The following is a 16,388-nucleotide window of genomic DNA, read 5'->3' on the forward strand; positions in this document are numbered from 1 at the left end:
CAGCAGGTTATTCAAACATCCAGTAATGCTGGCATAATTCAATGAGAGAAAGGACGCGTGCTACGTGCTTTCTCTTTTTTAAGTAGTTGAGGTGGATTGTCCGGCTGATCTTCGGTCGTATTCTCAGGGCGTCAAGATGTGCTGTGCTGTAAGACTGGTAGTAAAACCTCGGGATGACCGCAAACCCCATGCCGCGGTGGACGAAGTTCGTCGCCGCTTCGAAGCGGTCCACTTCCATGACGATATTCGGTCTGACGTCAAGCCGCACGAAATAATCATCCAGATGTTTTCTCACTTGATAGTGCTGGTTCGGCAGAATGAGCGGCAAGTCCTTGATGGAAATAGATTTTGTATTGAACTGTCCCATCGGCGCCAGCAGAAAGTATTCTTCTTCGTAAAGCGGGATAGACGTCACATCTTCATGTCTGATTTCTTCGTTTGTAATGGCGATATGAGCATCATAGTTCAGCAGCATGTTCACCGCGTCCTGCAGACCGAGCACTTCATTCACCTTATAGTGCTGCTCGTCATACTGCTGCCGGTGCTGCTGGATGACAGTGGACATCCACTGGCTCGTCGACTCAAGGAGCGAGATGGTAATCTTCGGTGTCTGGCTGAAGCTCAGGTCGTACATTTTTTCGACCGTCTGATGATACTGCTGGACGAGCTCCGTCGCATAATGATAGAAGAGCGTCCCTTTTTCTGTGATTTTCACTGCTTTCGTCGTGCGGGTCAGCAGCTGGTAGCCGAGCTCATCTTCCAGCTTCTTGATGGAGGCAGTCAAGGATGGCTGGCTGATATGCAGCAAGTCGGCCGCTTTCGTGAAACTATTTTGTTTGACGACTGTTATAAAGTACTCCAATTGCAGAATTTTCAATCAACTACGCGCCTTTCATAGTTTTTAGTTATTAATAAATAGATTATTGATATTAGTTATCTATAGATTAGCATAATATAATGAGACGTGTAAGGGTGATGATAAAAGGAGCGGATGTCAATGAGAAACATTAGAGCGAAAAAAGGTCTTGAAATCGAATGTAAGGGCTGGGAGCAGGAAGCGGTGCTTCGTATGCTGTACAATAACTTGGATCCTGAAGTGGCGGAGCATCCTGAGACGCTTGTCGTCTATGGCGGTATCGGCCGTGCGGCGAGGAACTGGGAGAGTTTTGATGCGATTGTTGAGACGCTGAGAAACCTCGAGAAAGACGAAACGCTATTAATTCAGTCCGGAAAACCGGTGGCTGTCTTCAAAACACATGACGAAGCACCGCGTGTATTGTTAGCCAACTCAGTGCTCGTACCGAACTGGGCAAACTGGGAGCATTTCCATGAGCTCGACAAGAAAGGGCTGATGATGTACGGCCAGATGACTGCAGGCAGCTGGATCTACATCGGCTCGCAAGGGATTGTCCAGGGGACATATGAGACATTCGGGGAACTTGCGAACCAGCATTTCGGCGGGCAGCTGAACGGTACAGTGACACTCACAGCAGGACTCGGCGGAATGGGCGGCGCGCAGCCGCTCGCGGTCACAATGAACGGCGGTGTGGTCATCGGTGTTGACGTCGATGAATCACGGATCGACAAACGGATTGAAACGCGTTATACAGACGTCAAGACACATGACCTGGACGAGGCGCTGCGCATGGCGGAAGAAGCACGTCAGGCAGGCACGCCGTTATCCATCGGGTTAGTCGGTAACGCGGTCGATACACACAAAGCTATTTTAGACAAAGGCTTCAAGATTGATATCATCACTGACCAGACAAGTGCCCATGACCCGCTGAACGGCTACATTCCACAAGGCTATTCGCTGGAAGAGGCAAAGGCGCTGCGCGACGCAGATCCTGCGAACTATGTGAAGTTAGCTAAAGCGTCGATGGCGAAACACGTTGAATATATGCTCGAGTTCCAGAAGAACGGTGCAGTTGCCTTTGACTACGGCAACAACATCCGGCAGGTGGCTTTTGACGAAGGCGTGAGTGATGCGTTCAACTTCCCGGGATTTGTACCGGCGTACATCCGACCGCTGTTCTGTGAAGGTAAAGGACCGTTCCGTTTCGTCGCATTAAGTGGTGACCCGAAAGACATTGCACGTGCAGACGAAGAGATGAGAAAGCTGTTCCCGGATAACGAGAAGTTATTGCGCTGGCTCGATCTCGCTGAGGAGAAGATCGCTTTCCAAGGACTGCCTGCTCGTATCGCATGGCTCGGTTACGGCGAACGGGTGAAGATGGGTCTTGCGCTGAACCGCCTCGTGCGTGACGGCGAAATCTCTGCACCGATTGTCATCGGCCGGGATCACCTTGATTCAGGTTCGGTGGCAAGCCCTAACCGCGAGACAGAAGCGATGCAGGACGGGAGTGATGCGGTCGGTGACTGGGCGGTGTTGAATGCGCTCGTCAATACAGCGGCAGGCGGCTCATGGATTTCATTCCATCACGGCGGCGGTGTCGGTATGGGTTATTCACTGCACGCCGGCATGGTTGTTGTAGCAGACGGTACCGAGAATGCAGAACGACGATTGGAGCGCGTGCTGACGACTGACCCGGGCATGGGGGTTGTGCGTCATGCAGATGCAGGTTACGATATTGCTGTTAAGGTCGCCGTGGAACGCGGCGTTCATATTCCGATGATTACAGGGAAAGGTGATCACAATGAATGATTTAATCATCCAGAACATTCAGGAGCTTATTCTGCCGAAATCGACAGACCGACCGCTGAAAGGTCGTGAACTCGATGAGCTGACAATCGTGGAGAACGGCACCGTTGTCGTGAAAGACGGAAAAATCGTTTATTCAGGGCCGCATACAGAAGAATACGAAGCCCATGAGACAATTGATGCGACGGGCAAAGTAGTCTCTCCTGCATTGATTGATGCACATACCCACCTCGTTCACGGCGGCTCCCGCGAACATGAGATGGCGCTGAAACGTCAAGGCGTGTCATACCTTGAAATATTGAAGCAGGGCGGCGGTATTCTCTCGACGGTCAAAGCGACGCGCGAGGCGTCAGCAGAAGAGCTGTTCAAGAAAGCAGAGTACAACTTGCTGACGATGATTCATCACGGTGTGCTCGGCGTGGAAAGTAAGAGCGGCTATGGTCTTGACCGTGAGACGGAGCTGAAGCAGCTGCGTGTATCCCACAGACTTGCTGATAAATATCAGCTTGATATGAAGCATACGTTCCTCGGGCCGCATGCCGTGCCGGCAGGAAGAGGCGGAGAGGAATTCATGCAGGAGATGATTGATTTCCTGCCGGAAGTGAAGGACTATGCAGATTTCGCGGATGTCTTCTGTGAGACAGGAGTCTTCACCATTGAAGAATCCCGCCGATACATGCAGGCAGCCAATGACCTCGGCATGCGGGTGAAAATCCACGCAGACGAAATCGACCCGCTCGGCGGACTTGAGCTGGCCATTGAACAGCATGCCATCTCAGCCGATCATCTTGTAGCAGCGAGCGAAGAAGGCAAGCGGCAGCTGCACGACAGTGATACAGTCGCAGTACTGCTGCCGGGGACGACGTTCTACTTGAACAAGGACAGCTATGCCGATGCGCGCGGCATGATTGATAATAACGGTGCTATCGCTATTGCGACCGACTTCAATCCGGGCAGCTGCGTGACGAACAACCTGCAGATGGTCATGGCGATCGCAGCACTCAAACTGAAACTGTCACCGAACGAAATATGGAACGCAGTGACAGTCAACGCCGCTAAAGCCATCGGGCTGGACGCCGGCACCATCAATACAGGTGACAGAGCGAACATCGTCATCTGGCATGCACCGAACCATCAGTACATCCCGTACCATTACGGCGTGAATCATGCCGAGAAAGTCATTAAGGACGGTCAAGTGATTGTGGATCACGACTTGGCACTTAAATAATCAATAAAGCCATGTCTCCTGAGCTGGAGACATGGCTTTTAAATTTGGGGCGGGTCATCGGTTGCATTCGCGGCATGATTCCGGTACCATTGACTTGTCAGTCTATGATTGACAGACAAGTTAATAACATTCTTTCGGGGCAGGGTGAAATTCCCAACCGGCGGTAAATCTTTGATGAGCCCGCGACCCTTTATCGTTGATAAAGGCTGATTCAGTGCAAAGCTGAAGCCGACAGTTACAGTCTGGATGGGAGAAAGAATAAGACACCATTATCGTATGGTTTATTTGTGCTTGAAAACTATAACTGAATGGTCTTATTTGTGATACCAAAATTTAAGCGCCCGCTGCTGCGGGCGCTTTTGTTGTTAAGGAGGAGCAGATGTATATTAACGAAGCATTCAAACTCGCTCAGATGACGGACGGTCAGACGGGCAGAAATCCCGCGGTCGGCTGCATCATTGTGCGGGACGGCGCCATCATTGGTATCGGCGCGCATCTGAAGGAAGGTTCCAGTCATGCGGAAGTGCAGGCACTCGCTATGGCAGGTGACGCACGCGGTGCCACGCTCTACTGTACGCTTGAGCCGTGCAGTCACTACGGTCAGACGCCGCCGTGCACTGAGGCCGTTGTCGAGGCCGGCATCAGCCGCGTCGTCTTTGCCGCACGGGATACATCGCTTGATAACACCGGGATCGCTTACATGGAAGCGCACGGCATAGAAGTCAGTCATGAACCACATGATGACATCACGGAATTTTACGCGCCGTTCTTTCAGGCGAAAAAGGATTCTGCCTGCTACGTCACGGTGAAGCTTGCGGCGACTCTTGACGGCAAGCTTGCCGATGACAGCGATTCGAGCAAGTGGCTGACGAACGCAGACTCCCGGACTGACGTGCACAAGCTGCGGCATACGATGGACGGTGTGCTGGTCGGCAGGCGGACTTATGAGCTGGACCAGCCGAAACTCGATGCCCGTCACGTCAGCGGGAAAAAGCCTGCGAAGATTATCATCTCGAGGTCAGGTGATGTCAAGCTGCACGCGGCAGACATCGACTCAGAACAGCGCATCATTATCATCACAAGCCGCGAGCTCGAGACGACGGCTGAAGTCATTGTGACTGATGATCTGTCACCTGGTCATATTACGAAGCTGTTGTATAAGCACGGCATACGCCGGCTGCTCGTCGAAGGCGGCAGCAGCGTTATCACAGCATTTATTGAACACGATTGTTTCGATGAAGTCGTCCTCTATTATGCCCCGAAATTGCTGGGCGGCACTGAACGCAATCGTTTTTATCATACAGAAGAAAAAGAGCTGTCAGCGCTCAAGCAGCTGGAACTTAAAAGTGTCGATGTGTTCCAGCATGATGTCAAGCTGACTTACAGAAAGGGGCAGAACGATGTTCACAGGAATTATTGAAGCAACAGGGACCATCAGACGCATCACCGGCGGACGAAGCCTGAAGATGACGATTGAATGTCCCGCTATTCTCGGTGACGTCAAACTCGGCGACTCGATCGCTGTTGACGGCACGTGTCTGACAGTGACGCACTTCACGGCCGAGACCTTTGATGTTGATATCATCACCGGCACTTCAGACCGCACGAAATTCTCCGCGGCGCAGGCCGGGTTCACAGTGAATCTTGAACGCGCATTGATGCCTTCAAGCAGAATGGGCGGTCATTTTGTCACGGGCCACATTGATAAGGTGGCCAAAGTGATGAGGACATTCCGGCAGGACAATGCGACCGTATGTCATATCAGTCTGGCGCCGGATGATCAGCCTTATATTATCGATAAAGGCTCCATCGCTGTCGACGGGACATCGCTCACTGTCTTCAAGCTTGCGCCGAATTATTTTGAAGTGCAGCTGATTCCTGAGACGCAGCGGCAGACGAAACTGATGCAGTTGAAGCCGGGCGATGCTGTGCACCTTGAGTTCGACATGCTCGGTAAATATGTGCTGAAGCAGAAGGAGAGAGTCTGATGTTTGATTCCATTGATGAAGCACTGAGCGCGTTAACAGCAGGCCGGCCGATTATCGTCGTGGATTCTGAAGACCGCGAAAATGAAGGTGATCTGCTCGCTGTCACCGAGTTCATGCAGCCGGATGTGCTGAACTTCATGATCAAAGAAGCACGCGGTCTCGTCTGTGCGCCGGTTTCCCGCGCGATTGCTGAAAAGTTCAGTTTACTGCCGATGACCGTGACGAATGACGACCCTCACGGCACGGCGTTTACAGCGAGCATCGATCACGTGATGAGTACGACCGGCATCAGCGTTGCTGAACGCTATGACACTGTGCGTGCACTGCTCGGCGACGGTGCAGAGAAGACATTTAATTCACCAGGTCATATTTTCCCGCTCATCGCAAAAGATGACGGCGTGCTGGAGCGCCAGGGCCATACTGAGGCATGTGTCGACCTCGCCCGGCTGTGCGGCGCGACACAGACAGGCGTCATCTGCGAGATCATTAAAGAGGACGGCACGATGGCACGGCGCGATGACCTCGTTGACTTCAAGCATAAGCATGATTTGAAGATGATCACGATTGATGCGCTGGTGCATTACCGCAAAGTGACAGAGCCGCTTGTGACAAGAGAAGCGGTCGTCGATATGCCGACCAAGTACGGTCATTTCAAACTGTACGGCTTCCAGGAGCTTTATTCAGACAAAGAGCACGTCGTCTACATGAAGCCTTACACCGGCATACCGGACGTCCGCATTCATTCGGAATGTCTGACGGGTGATGTCTTTCATAGTGAGCGCTGTGACTGCGGCATTCAGCTTGAGCAGGCGCTGCATCACATCGAGACGCACGGCGGCCTCGTCATCTATCTCCGCCAGGAAGGGCGCGGCATCGGTCTGATCAACAAGTTAAAAGCATACGAGAAGATCGAGCAGGGGATGGACACGGTGGAAGCGAATCTCGCACTCGGGTTCGAGAGCGACATGCGTGACTACGCAGTGGCGGCGTCTATACTGCGGGACCTTGACATCTTGTCAGTCAATATCATCACCAACAACCCCCGGAAGATCTCAGGACTGAAGGCATACGGCATTGATGTCAGAGTGCGTGTGCCGCATCAGTTTGTCAGCAACGTGAACAACAGAAACTATTTAACGACGAAGAAAGAAAAATTAGGCCATTTACTGGAGGAGAAATTAATATGAAGTTTGATGCGAAGTTAACAGGTGAAGGACTTAAAATAGCAGTGGTCACGGCAAGATTCAATCATTTCATCACAGACCGGCTGACGGAAGGGGCAACCGATACGTTGATCCGTCATGGTGTCCGTGAAGAGCATATCGATCACGTGCTTGTGCCCGGTGCGTTTGAAATTCCGTTCGCTGCCCAGAAACTCGTCAAGAAGGATTATGATGCAGTTATCACGCTCGGCTGTGTCATCCGCGGCGCTACAACACATTATGATTACGTCTGCAGCGAAGTGGCAAAAGGGGTTGCTAAAGCGAATGAGTCGGGCACACCGGTCATCTTCGGGGTGCTGACGACAGAAACGATAGAGCAGGCGATTGAACGTGCCGGCACGAAAGCAGGCAACAAAGGCGGTGAGGCAGCAGTAGCCGCGATTGAAATGGCGAACTTGAATCAACTGCTGAGCTGATGCGTAAAAACCAATAAAAAAAGCAGCCGAGGCTGCTTTTTATTTGCTGTTTTTAGCTGCGGCGATCAGCGTGATGGCTGCCGCAATTCCTGCGCCTGCTGCGATTCTTTTATTGACAGCCGGCGTGAAGATGGATTTCGTCACCAGCTGCAGGTTCTGCGGTCGTTCTGCCAGGCGGCGCATGAAGTAGCCGTACCAGTCCTGGCCGAACGGCACATAGACACAGAACTGATAGCCTTCATTAGCAATCTGCTCCTGCAGCTCTGTACGGAAACCATAAAGCATCTGGAATTCAATCAGCTCTTTGTTCAAGTTGTGCTGGGCGATGAACCGCTTCGCATGGTCGATGATATCATGGTCATGTGTTGCGATAGATGTCATCGCTTTTGCATTCAGCAGGCGCTGCTCAATCAGCTTGATGTAGTTCTCGTCGATATCTTCCTTGGACTGATAAGCGATCTCTGCCGGTTCTTTGTAAGCACCTTTAACTAAGCGGAGACGCACGTCCTGATATTGATCGATATCTTCAGTCGCGCGGTAAAGATAAGCCTGGATAACTGTGCCGACGTTCTTGAACTCACCTTTCAGACGGTCAAGAATAGCGAACGTCTGCATTGTATGTTTGTAATCTTCAGTGTCCATATTGATATGCATATTGCCGCATGCATGGGCTTTCAGTAGAATTTCACGCACGTTCTCGTAGCAGAACTCTTCATCGACATCGAGGCCGATCTGCGTCAGTTTGATTGACATATGTGCTTTCACGCCTGATTCATGAATCGCTTCAATCATCGCAAGAATTTCATTTTTAGCTTTTGTCGCTTCTTCTTTCGAGAAGACAAATTCGCCGAGATTATCGACTGTCGCCGTAATCCCTTTAGCGTTCAGCACGCGGATTGCCTTGATTGTTGAAGGGATGTCCACACCTGCAACGACTTTGTTTGCACCAAGTGCCAGACCATAGCGTTTGGCTGCGGCATTTAATGCCTGGTTCTCACTCAGCTTAATAAAAAAATCTCTTGTCAAACCCATCAGTAAAGCCTCCTTAAATATCTTGCATATCAATTATAGTACTACAAATTTGAAGAAAGTTAAGCGTTTTCTTATCATATTGCAGAAAGATATTTTACATTTTTTGAATAATCATTCCCGGGGAATAAGGAGGCATACTGAAAAAGACAGAGGCTCATGTAAAATTAATGGTGCTCCGAACGGTAAGATGAAGGAGGTTCATTTATGAAGCAGCGGGCGCGGCGCTATTCATTGATTGTCAACGCGGGTAGTGATACCGAATAGAATCGTTTGTCTTCTGCTCACCGCATGACTCTGCAGTGTTGCATCTACCACAATAAGAACAGCTGAGAAGTGCCTAATCATCAGACTGGGCACTTTTTATAGCGATCGTTTCTTTGTTGATCGGTTCGGCGCTGATTTCTATCAGTTGAGGTAAAGCCATAATAACAGTTAATGTGATGATGATCTTCTTGATCAGCTTCATGACTGCCTCCTTGGTTTATAATCACTTTCATTGTAAAGGCGATATGTGAATCTGCTTTAAAGCATTTGTAAATAATTTATTTACTTTATTGATGTCTGCTATACTGCTATTAATAAAGTAAATCATGACAAGGAGTCAGCTGATGAAAAGCTTAGGAATTTATTTTGGGACATTTGCACCATGCCATGTCGGCCACTTTGAACAGATTGTCCGTGCCAAGCGCGAGAATGATAGAGCGTTTGTCATCGTCTCAGGTTACGACGGTGACCGGGGAGACCTTGCCGGCATGAGCCTGAAAAACCGCGTCAAGGCGATGCGGGAGCTGCTGAAAGATGATCCGACCGTCTCCGTGCTGATGCTCGATGAAACAGCTATCCCGAAATATCCTGCCGGCTGGGCACCGTGGCTGAATATGCTCCGGGAAAGTGTGGAGCAGTCGACAGATATAACGGAACGGGTGACTTTCTATGTCGGTGAAGATGAGTATATGAAGCCGCTTGATGACTACTTCTCCGACTGCTGGGAGGCAGACGTCGTCATTACACGTGTGGACCGCCGCGTGACTGGTATCAGCGGCACTTCCATAAGGGAGAATCCGCTCTTCAACTGGGATTATGTCACCCGGCCGTTCAGGCGTTTCTTCGTCAAAAATGTGCTGATCATCGGTGGCGCCGGAACAGGCAAGACAGCACTGACACGAGATTTAGCGCGGCGCTATTCAACGTCTTATTCACTGGAATATATGCCGGACTTTCTGACGGAGCGGCTGGTCCGGGAAGAAGAGCTCGACATCAAGGATTTTCACGAGATCGGTATCGGTCAGTATGAGCACAACCGCCGTCATATTCATTCACCAGGTACACGGAAAGTGTTCTTTGCAGACACAGATGTGATGATGACAAAGCTGTTCGCAAAATCTCATCTGAGCGAGCAGGACTTCAACCATGTCGCGCCGGTGTTCGATTTCTATATCTCACTGCAGACATGGGCACTCATCATTGTACTGCCGACTGCTGAAAGCGGTGATGAGATGTATGAGCTGATGCTCGCTGAACTTGACAGCCAGCAGCTCCGTGACCGTACGGTTATACTGGAAGGCATGGATTACTACGAAATGTATGAAGAAGCGCACCGGCTTGTCGATGAATTGCTGGCAGACGGGCGGGACAATTGAATATTAAGGAATTGTAAATCGGTGACCAAAATCTTTAAGGAAACTTTACATTATGGATGGGATAGTGGTGTTAAAATAGACGTATATTGATTAATTAAGAGGTGTGCTACTAATGTTCAAAGATATGGCATATTATATATTCGGTCATGAACTGGATCCATTCATGCAGTTGTTTGTATTTGAACCGATTGTTATTACAATCATTGCAGTCATCGTGGTAATACTTACAAAGAGAGCATGGACGATGGGACTTGTCATTATACTGCTTAACATCATCGATAATGCGATAGATGTCAACTTCCTGTTCGGCGGTCAAGGAATCGGTACGATAGTTGCGCAGAATATCTCCTTCTTCTTCTCGAACTTCTTCTCAATGTTCTATGAATTTGTCTTCAGCTTCCTGATCACAAGCACAGCATTTATGCACAAAAAATTCGGTGTCGCTTAAGCGGTACCGAATTTTTTTGTGTGGAATTATTCTGTATGAGCCGCTTTATACTGCTGACCTTTGTCGACATACGAGCGGTAAATGCGTTCCAGCTCACTGTAGTCATGGTCGTTCAGCTCGCGCACGACTTGAGCGGGCCGGCCGAAAGCAAGTGTTCTCGGTGGAATCTTCTTGCCGGGCGGCACGAGAGACCCTGCTCCGATAAAGGCATATTCACCGATTTCAGCGCCATCGAGTATGGTCGAATCCATACCGACAAGGGCGTTTTCTTTAATCGTGCACGAATGCAGCGTCACCCGGTGGCCGATTGTCACACAATCTTCAATGATGAGCGGCTTATCCGGTGACTGATGAAGACAGCACAGATCCTGGACGTTGCTCTGACTGCCGATAATGACAGGGCTGACATCTCCGCGGATGACTGTCCCATACCAGACGGAAGCGTGATCACCGACTGTGACATCACCTGTAATGACTGCGGTTGGCGCGATAAATGCAGTGTCTGAGATATTTGGCCTATGGCCGTTATATTTGAGTTCCATCTTGTGCCCCCTTTTTTGTTATACTTAATCATATCATTGATTGACAGAAGGAGCAGAAATTATGTGGAAGTGGGAAACAGAAAAGGCCGCTAAAGGCGTCGTCGTCATCGTTCATAATATGCTGGAGCACCACGGGCGTTATGCCTGGCTGATTACACAGCTGAGAAGAAGCGGTTATCATGTCGTTATGGGAGACCTGCCCGGCCAGGGACAGACATCCCGTGTCAACAAAGGACATATTGAATCATTTGGTGTATATCGTGAGGCTGTGCTCGAATGGATAGAAGTAGCAGAGGAATATCGTCTGCCGGTATTTCTTTTCGGCATCGGTCTCGGCGGCCTGATTGCTGTGAATTTACTGGAGCGCGTCACCCTCAATCTTGAAGGCCTGATTTTAATATCACCGCTCTTTGGTTTTCAAAATACATTGTCGACACGGAAGAACATTTTCGCCTCCAGTTTCGGCGGGACGTCAAAAGATGCCAAGTTCGATATGAATATTGCGATGAATCAGCTGACGCGCTCAGCAGATGCCGTGAAAGATGCTGAGTCCGATTCACTGATGATCAGTAAAGTGAGTTTCAACTGGTATCGCTCTATTATGGAGGCGATGAAAGACACGATGGAAAATATTCCGGCGCTCAGCAGCGTACCGCTTCTGCTGATGTATGCAGGAGAAGATAAGCTCGCTGATCTCGAGCAGACCCGGTTATTCAGCAAGGAATTTCAAACGGATGAGATGTATGTGAAGTGCTGGAACGGGCTCTATCATGAACTGCACCAGGAGCCGGAGAAAGAAAACATACTGCGCTATATAGAATCTTTTATGAACAATAGAATTTATTATGTTGGGTTAATTTCGGAATAGCAGGGTATAACAACTGTATCAACTTACAGAGGTGGGGATGTTATGTCTCATGATGTCAAAGACATGATGCTGCTCAATGAACTGCAGCATGAAATTGATGGGATATTCCAGAAGATTTCTGATGAATTCGGCTTGTCCAAAAATGAATATGTCGTGATGGTCGCCCTATGGAACAATGGTCCGATGGCCATGAGAGCTCTGGATAAATATATCGATATCAAACCTTATAAACGAACCCGTTTTTTTAACAACCTCGTAAGCAAAGGCTGGATTACTAAAGAGAGACCATCTGATGACGAACGGACTGTTATTATTCACTATAATGAAGATAAAGCACCGGAAAAAGAAAAGATTGTCAAAGCTGCCTGTAAGGCCATCAGTGACAATCTTGAAAATTTACGCAAGCATTTTAACGCTGTGCTGTCGATCTGCGAATCACAAAGGTAAGCTTCAGCTTACCTTTTTTCTATGGCGCAGATAAACGGTGGCTGATTGCGCTGGTTGATAAATTCGTATTTTAAAATATGGGCAGTCTCCTGGTCATAAGTCTGCAGAAAGTCGAGCACTGCTTCTTTCTCAATCTGTCCTTCTGCATGTCCCGGATAGATGACAAGTATAATGACTCCGCCGGATTTAAGACGCGCAAACAGCTTCTGGACGGCTGTGATCGTTGTCTCAGGGAGTGTGACGATAGATTTGTCGCCTTTTGGCAGGTAGCCGAGATTGAATATAGCGCAGCTGATGTCGCGGTCCGGTAAGTACTGGTCAACATGCTGATGGCCGTCGTGAATAAATGTGATATTCGCGTGATCGGCTGTTTGCTGTTTTGTATTCTGTATAGCAGTCTCCTGAATGTCAAACGCATAGACATGGCCATGCGGCACACGTTCTGCCAGATAAAGTGTATCGTTGCCGTTGCCGCATGTCGCATCAACGACAATGTCTGTGTCAGTGACGAACTGGTCAATCAGCAGCTTGGAGAACGGCAGAATTCCTTTAAGCTTCATTCGTGACTTCCTCTTTATAAAGTTTTCCCTGCCAGCTGTCACGGCGGATAAGCTCCTTATCAATCGCATTCAGCACTTCCCATTTATTGACGCTCCACATCGGGCCGATCATCAGTTCAATCGGGCCGTCGCCGGTAATGCGGTGGATGATCATTTCCGGCGGCAGAATTTCGAGCTGGTCTGCGACAAGAGAGACATAATCGTCTTTTGTCATGAATTCGAGCTTCCCTTTTTCGTACTGCTTGACCATCGGGGTCCCTTTAAGTAAATGCAGCAGGTGAATCTTGATGCCCTGGACATCCATAGCTGCGACAGCCTGAGCCGTCTCCATCATCATGTCGTAGTTCTCACCCGGTAGACCGTTGATGATGTGGGAGCAGATGTTGATGTTGTGCTTACGGAGTTTTTCGACGCCTTCATAATAGCACTGCATATCATGCGCGCGATTGATGAGGTCTGACGTCTCCTGGTGGACGGTCTGGAGGCCAAGCTCGACCCAGAGGTACGTGCGTTCGTTCAGTTCAGCGAGGTATTCAACGACATCTTCCGGCAGACAGTCGGGACGCGTCGCGATGGACAGGCCGACGACGCCTTCCTGTGCGAGTGCCGCCTCGTACTTCTCCTTCAGAACGTGCAGCGGTGCATGCGTGTTTGTATAAGCCTGGAAGTAGGCGATATACTGACCGTCCTTCCATTTTTCGTGCGTGCGGTTCTTGATCTTCTCGAACTGGACAGGAATCGGGTCGACCCGGTCACCCGCAAAGTCGCCTGATCCTGCAACAGAGCAGAATGTACAGCCGCCATGTGCCACAGTACCGTCACGGTTCGGGCAGTCGAATCCGCCTTCCAGTGCCACTTTGAAGATTTTCTGGCCGAACTTCTGACGGAGATGGTAGTTCCATGTATGATAGCGTTTATTGTCTAATGCATATTTAAATTGGTCCATTATTCTCACCTTTCTTATTGTAGGATTTTAACATAAAACGTTGTACTGCGGTGAAAAAAAAGATAGGCTGTAAAGAGGAAGTAATGAGGAGCAGTGTTTATGCCACAAATAATATGGTTGTTAATTATAGGAATGGCGGTCAATGTCACAGGAGCAAGCTTCATCTGGCCGCTTAACACAATATACATACATGATGAACTGGGAAAAAGCCTCAGCACGGCAGGATTTGTGCTGATGTTGAATTCCGGTGCATCGGTTGTCGGGAATTTAATCGGTGGCTCACTGTTCGATAGAATCGGCGGTTACTTATCGACGCTTACCGGCATCATCATTGCACTGCTTAGTCTGGTCGGCATTGTTTTTCTTCATGGCTGGCCGTGGTATGCAGTCTGGCTTGTTGTGCTCGGATTCGGTTCCGGTATGATTTTTCCGTCCATCTATGCGATGGCAGGAGCTGCATGGCCGGAAGGCGGTCGGAAAACATTCAATGCAATCTATTTAGCGCAGAATATCGGGGTGGCAGTCGGTGCCTCTGCCGGTGGATTTGTCGCTGATTTAAAGTTCGAGTATATATTTCTCGCGAACCTGGCGCTCTATGTCGTCTTCCTGCTCATAGCGGCGCTGGGCTATAGAGGTGTGCACGGCGGCAGTACAGCCGGCAGCCAGCTGAAAAGTGTCGGTGATGTGCGGGATAAGACGAGGTTCAATGCATTGCTTCTTATATGTGTCATGTATTGTCTCTGCTGGATCGGCTATGTCCAGTGGCAGACAACAATCTCAAGTTACACGCAGGACATCGGCATCAGTCTGAAGCAGTACAGCTTCCTTTGGGCGCTGAACGGCATACTGATCATTGTCGGTCAGCCGTTCATTAATCCGGTTGTCAAACGCATGGCAGGCAGAATCAAGCAGCAGATAGCAGTCGGTATAGTAATATTTATTGTCTCATATATAGTGAGCAGTTTTGCTGAGTCGTTCTCATTGTTTATCATCGGCATGGCGATATTGACACTTGGAGAGATGTTTGTCTGGCCGGCCGTGCCGACGATTGCCAATCAGCTGGCACCGGAAGGCAGGCTCGGTGTCTATCAGGGCATCGTCAATTCAACAGCGACTTTAGGCCGGGCGATCGGACCACTGTTCGGTGGGATTATCGTTGATGCCTTTAATATGCAGACGATGTTCTATGTCATCATTGGTCTGCTGCTGATCGGGTTTTTCTTTCTAGCCGTGTATGATAAAAAACTGACTGACTGATAATGAACCACACCATAACAGAGGTGTGGTTTTTTGTGATGATTGATAAGGACAAATCTAAGGTTAGCAGGGGAGATTTGTCCGTATCCAGGAAAGATAAGGACAAATCCGAAAAAGCGGGAGTACATTTGTCCTTATTCCCATCAATCCTCTTAAATCTATTATTTGCTGTTCGCAGGTTGATATGTTGTTGCGCGTTTATTACCGTGGGGTACGTAATAGTTCATTAAATAGCGTCTAATAGTTCGTTCAGAGACAAGTTTTAAACACCAGTCATGGATGGCCGGCACGGAAATAGGTAACTCAGGGAATAAAGTCCTAAAGTCATATAGAGCGATGTCCAGAAATTCTCTCGTAGTGAATGTTTTGCCGCAGCGGCAGCGGAAGTTCTTGTTGGTGGCTTTTGAAATGAGCTGGCTGCATGGACAGAAGACACCTCTTGCAGCCTGCTTATAGTCAAAAATAACGGTCTGTTCATATCTTGAATGAGTCAGTGCGTGTTTCATTAAAGTGCGGTGCAGAGCAGTATGGTCATAGGACATGGGGACGCGTGAACATTGTTGTAAAAACGGTGTGACGTCATGATACGTCAAGCAGCGATCATCCGGTGTAATGCCGTAAATCTTGCGGTCAGGGTTTGCGAAGACGTGGTAATAGTAAGTAGAATAGTGCAGGTTGTTTCTCTCAAGCAGCAGCCGGAAAAGTTGTTTCGTCCGTACAGCCTGCTGACTGTATGTGATGATCTCTACATTTGAATCGAGGAAATAATAAGTGCAATTGCGGCAGATGATATCATGGTTCGTCCATTTAACCTCAAAAATATAAAGCTCGTCATGCATGATGATGAGACAGTCAATCTGAAATTCTTTGCCCATCAGAGTGAGGACAAGATCGAAATAAATAATGGCTTCATCACAATTTTCAGCGACTGCACGAGCAAACCATGTTTCTCCGCGGCTGCCATCCTGGTGTTTTCTGAGTTCCTTTGTTTCATGTTCAGTCAGTCCATGGCGCAGTAATTTCTGCTGCAGCAGGTAAGCAGTACTATTTTGGGTAAACGGCTTGATGATGTCCAATAATGTCCTCCTTCGTCTTCTCTCTTATATTAAAATGGAACGCGGCAACTAAACA

At 49.0% G+C, this 16,388-nt stretch carries 18 protein-coding genes and 1 riboswitch; of the genes, 11 read left to right on the top strand and 7 right to left on the bottom strand.

Going from position 1 to position 16,388, the window contains the following annotated elements:
- Positions 1-7 precede the first annotated feature (7 nt).
- Positions 8-877 (bottom strand): LysR family transcriptional regulator, encoded by an 870-nt coding sequence (locus ERX35_RS08480; protein WP_149459469.1) that lies wholly within the window; start codon positions 875-877, stop codon positions 8-10.
- A 120-nt stretch (positions 878-997) separates the two neighbouring features.
- Between ERX35_RS08480 and hutU the strand changes: the two genes are divergently transcribed.
- The 6 genes from hutU to ribH all read left to right on the top strand — a co-directional run bounded on the left by hutU (position 998) and on the right by ribH (position 7,517).
- Positions 998-2,665 carry a urocanate hydratase gene (gene hutU / locus ERX35_RS08485; RefSeq protein ID WP_149459470.1) on the top strand — a complete coding sequence of 556 codons (1,668 nt, stop codon included), beginning with the start codon at positions 998-1,000 and terminating at the stop codon, positions 2,663-2,665.
- On the top strand, positions 2,658-3,890 hold the full coding sequence (gene hutI, locus ERX35_RS08490; RefSeq protein ID WP_149459471.1) for an imidazolonepropionase: 1,233 nt from the start codon (positions 2,658-2,660) through the stop codon (positions 3,888-3,890). Before hutU ends, hutI begins: the two co-directional genes overlap by 8 nt.
- Before the next feature lie 126 nt (positions 3,891-4,016).
- Positions 4,017-4,152, top strand: a riboswitch (FMN riboswitch).
- 117 nt (positions 4,153-4,269) lie between these two features.
- Positions 4,270-5,310, top strand: a complete 1,041-nt coding sequence (gene ribD, locus ERX35_RS08495; RefSeq protein ID WP_149459472.1) for a bifunctional diaminohydroxyphosphoribosylaminopyrimidine deaminase/5-amino-6-(5-phosphoribosylamino)uracil reductase RibD — start codon at positions 4,270-4,272, stop codon at positions 5,308-5,310.
- Positions 5,291-5,878, top strand: a complete 588-nt coding sequence (locus tag ERX35_RS08500) for a riboflavin synthase (protein WP_149459473.1) — start codon at positions 5,291-5,293, stop codon at positions 5,876-5,878. Before ribD ends, ERX35_RS08500 begins: the two co-directional genes overlap by 20 nt.
- Positions 5,875-7,065, top strand: a complete 1,191-nt coding sequence (ribA, locus tag ERX35_RS08505) for a GTP cyclohydrolase II (RefSeq protein ID WP_281290599.1) — start codon at positions 5,875-5,877, stop codon at positions 7,063-7,065. The genes ERX35_RS08500 and ribA overlap by 4 nt, the downstream gene beginning before the upstream one ends.
- Positions 7,062-7,517 carry a 6,7-dimethyl-8-ribityllumazine synthase gene (ribH, locus tag ERX35_RS08510; protein WP_149459475.1) on the top strand — a complete coding sequence of 152 codons (456 nt, stop codon included), beginning with the start codon at positions 7,062-7,064 and terminating at the stop codon, positions 7,515-7,517. Before ribA ends, ribH begins: the two co-directional genes overlap by 4 nt.
- Positions 7,518-7,556: 39 nt before the next feature.
- Here ribH and ERX35_RS08515 read toward each other — a convergent pair whose 3' ends face one another.
- Positions 7,557-8,549, bottom strand: a complete 993-nt coding sequence (locus tag ERX35_RS08515; RefSeq protein ID WP_149459476.1) for a proline dehydrogenase family protein — start codon at positions 8,547-8,549, stop codon at positions 7,557-7,559.
- Positions 8,550-8,886: 337 nt separating this feature from the next.
- Positions 8,887-9,015 (bottom strand): hypothetical protein, encoded by a 129-nt coding sequence (locus ERX35_RS11665; protein ID WP_281290596.1) that lies wholly within the window; start codon positions 9,013-9,015, stop codon positions 8,887-8,889.
- A gap of 142 nt (positions 9,016-9,157) precedes the next feature.
- On the opposite strand from ERX35_RS11665, the gene ERX35_RS08520 reads away from it, so the two are divergent.
- A complete protein-coding gene (locus ERX35_RS08520; RefSeq protein ID WP_149459477.1) occupies positions 9,158-10,189 on the top strand; it encodes an AAA family ATPase in 1,032 nt (343 codons plus the stop codon).
- Positions 10,190-10,301: 112 nt separating this feature from the next.
- The gene (locus ERX35_RS08525; RefSeq protein WP_149459478.1) at positions 10,302-10,637 is read left to right on the top strand and encodes a hypothetical protein; all 336 of its coding nucleotides are present in this window, start codon (positions 10,302-10,304) and stop codon (positions 10,635-10,637) included.
- A gap of 26 nt (positions 10,638-10,663) precedes the next feature.
- On the opposite strand, the gene ERX35_RS08530 is transcribed toward ERX35_RS08525, so the two are convergent.
- Positions 10,664-11,179 carry a gamma carbonic anhydrase gene (locus ERX35_RS08530; RefSeq protein ID WP_149459479.1) on the bottom strand — a complete coding sequence of 172 codons (516 nt, stop codon included), beginning with the start codon at positions 11,177-11,179 and terminating at the stop codon, positions 10,664-10,666.
- A gap of 61 nt (positions 11,180-11,240) precedes the next feature.
- Between ERX35_RS08530 and ERX35_RS08535 the strand changes: the two genes are divergently transcribed.
- Both ERX35_RS08535 and ERX35_RS08540 read left to right on the top strand, forming a co-directional pair.
- Positions 11,241-12,047, top strand: coding sequence for an alpha/beta fold hydrolase (locus tag ERX35_RS08535; RefSeq protein WP_149459480.1), 807 nt, complete (start codon positions 11,241-11,243; stop codon positions 12,045-12,047).
- A 42-nt stretch (positions 12,048-12,089) separates the two neighbouring features.
- Entirely contained in the window at positions 12,090-12,494 is a 405-nt protein-coding gene (locus ERX35_RS08540; RefSeq protein ID WP_149459481.1) for a transcriptional regulator, SarA/Rot family, read from the top strand.
- A gap of 8 nt (positions 12,495-12,502) precedes the next feature.
- Here ERX35_RS08540 and mnmM read toward each other — a convergent pair whose 3' ends face one another.
- Together mnmM and mnmL are read right to left on the bottom strand one after the other, a co-directional pair.
- Positions 12,503-13,054, bottom strand: coding sequence for a tRNA 5-(aminomethyl)-2-thiouridylate-methyltransferase MnmM (gene mnmM / locus ERX35_RS08545; protein ID WP_149459482.1), 552 nt, complete (start codon positions 13,052-13,054; stop codon positions 12,503-12,505).
- Entirely contained in the window at positions 13,044-14,000 is a 957-nt protein-coding gene (gene mnmL, locus ERX35_RS08550; RefSeq protein WP_170234592.1) for a tRNA modification radical SAM protein MnmL/YtqA, read from the bottom strand. The genes mnmM and mnmL overlap by 11 nt, the downstream gene beginning before the upstream one ends.
- Before the next feature lie 93 nt (positions 14,001-14,093).
- Between mnmL and ERX35_RS08555 the strand changes: the two genes are divergently transcribed.
- Positions 14,094-15,257, top strand: a complete 1,164-nt coding sequence (locus ERX35_RS08555) for an MDR family MFS transporter (protein ID WP_149459483.1) — start codon at positions 14,094-14,096, stop codon at positions 15,255-15,257.
- 161 nt (positions 15,258-15,418) lie between these two features.
- On the opposite strand, the gene ERX35_RS08560 is transcribed toward ERX35_RS08555, so the two are convergent.
- Positions 15,419-16,333 (bottom strand): nuclease-related domain-containing protein, encoded by a 915-nt coding sequence (locus ERX35_RS08560; protein ID WP_149459484.1) that lies wholly within the window; start codon positions 16,331-16,333, stop codon positions 15,419-15,421.
- Between the last annotated feature and the right edge of the window lie 55 nt (positions 16,334-16,388).

Origin of the sequence: Macrococcus equipercicus (assembly GCF_004359525.2) — a bacterium.
Lineage (GTDB): Bacteria > Bacillota > Bacilli > Staphylococcales > Staphylococcaceae > Macrococcus > Macrococcus equipercicus.

What these genes read in the sequence shown, in the direction of transcription:
- hutU (WP_149459470.1), top strand. Translation starts at nt 998, where the DNA reads ATGAGAAACATTAGAGCGAAAAAAGGTCTTGAAATCGAATGTAAGGGC.
- hutI (WP_149459471.1), top strand. Translation starts at nt 2,658, where the DNA reads ATGAATGATTTAATCATCCAGAACATTCAGGAGCTTATTCTGCCGAAA.
- ribD (WP_149459472.1), top strand. Translation starts at nt 4,270, where the DNA reads ATGTATATTAACGAAGCATTCAAACTCGCTCAGATGACGGACGGTCAG.
- ERX35_RS08500 (WP_149459473.1), top strand. Translation starts at nt 5,291, where the DNA reads ATGTTCACAGGAATTATTGAAGCAACAGGGACCATCAGACGCATCACC.
- ribH (WP_149459475.1), top strand. Translation starts at nt 7,062, where the DNA reads ATGAAGTTTGATGCGAAGTTAACAGGTGAAGGACTTAAAATAGCAGTG.
- ERX35_RS08515 (WP_149459476.1), bottom strand. Translation starts at nt 8,549, where the DNA reads ATGGGTTTGACAAGAGATTTTTTTATTAAGCTGAGTGAGAACCAGGCA.
- ERX35_RS11665 (WP_281290596.1), bottom strand. Translation starts at nt 9,015, where the DNA reads ATGAAGCTGATCAAGAAGATCATCATCACATTAACTGTTATTATGGCT.
- ERX35_RS08520 (WP_149459477.1), top strand. Translation starts at nt 9,158, where the DNA reads ATGAAAAGCTTAGGAATTTATTTTGGGACATTTGCACCATGCCATGTC.
- ERX35_RS08525 (WP_149459478.1), top strand. Translation starts at nt 10,302, where the DNA reads ATGTTCAAAGATATGGCATATTATATATTCGGTCATGAACTGGATCCA.
- ERX35_RS08530 (WP_149459479.1), bottom strand. Translation starts at nt 11,179, where the DNA reads ATGGAACTCAAATATAACGGCCATAGGCCAAATATCTCAGACACTGCA.
- ERX35_RS08535 (WP_149459480.1), top strand. Translation starts at nt 11,241, where the DNA reads ATGTGGAAGTGGGAAACAGAAAAGGCCGCTAAAGGCGTCGTCGTCATC.
- ERX35_RS08540 (WP_149459481.1), top strand. Translation starts at nt 12,090, where the DNA reads ATGTCTCATGATGTCAAAGACATGATGCTGCTCAATGAACTGCAGCAT.
- mnmM (WP_149459482.1), bottom strand. Translation starts at nt 13,054, where the DNA reads ATGAAGCTTAAAGGAATTCTGCCGTTCTCCAAGCTGCTGATTGACCAG.
- mnmL (WP_170234592.1), bottom strand. Translation starts at nt 14,000, where the DNA reads ATGGACCAATTTAAATATGCATTAGACAATAAACGCTATCATACATGG.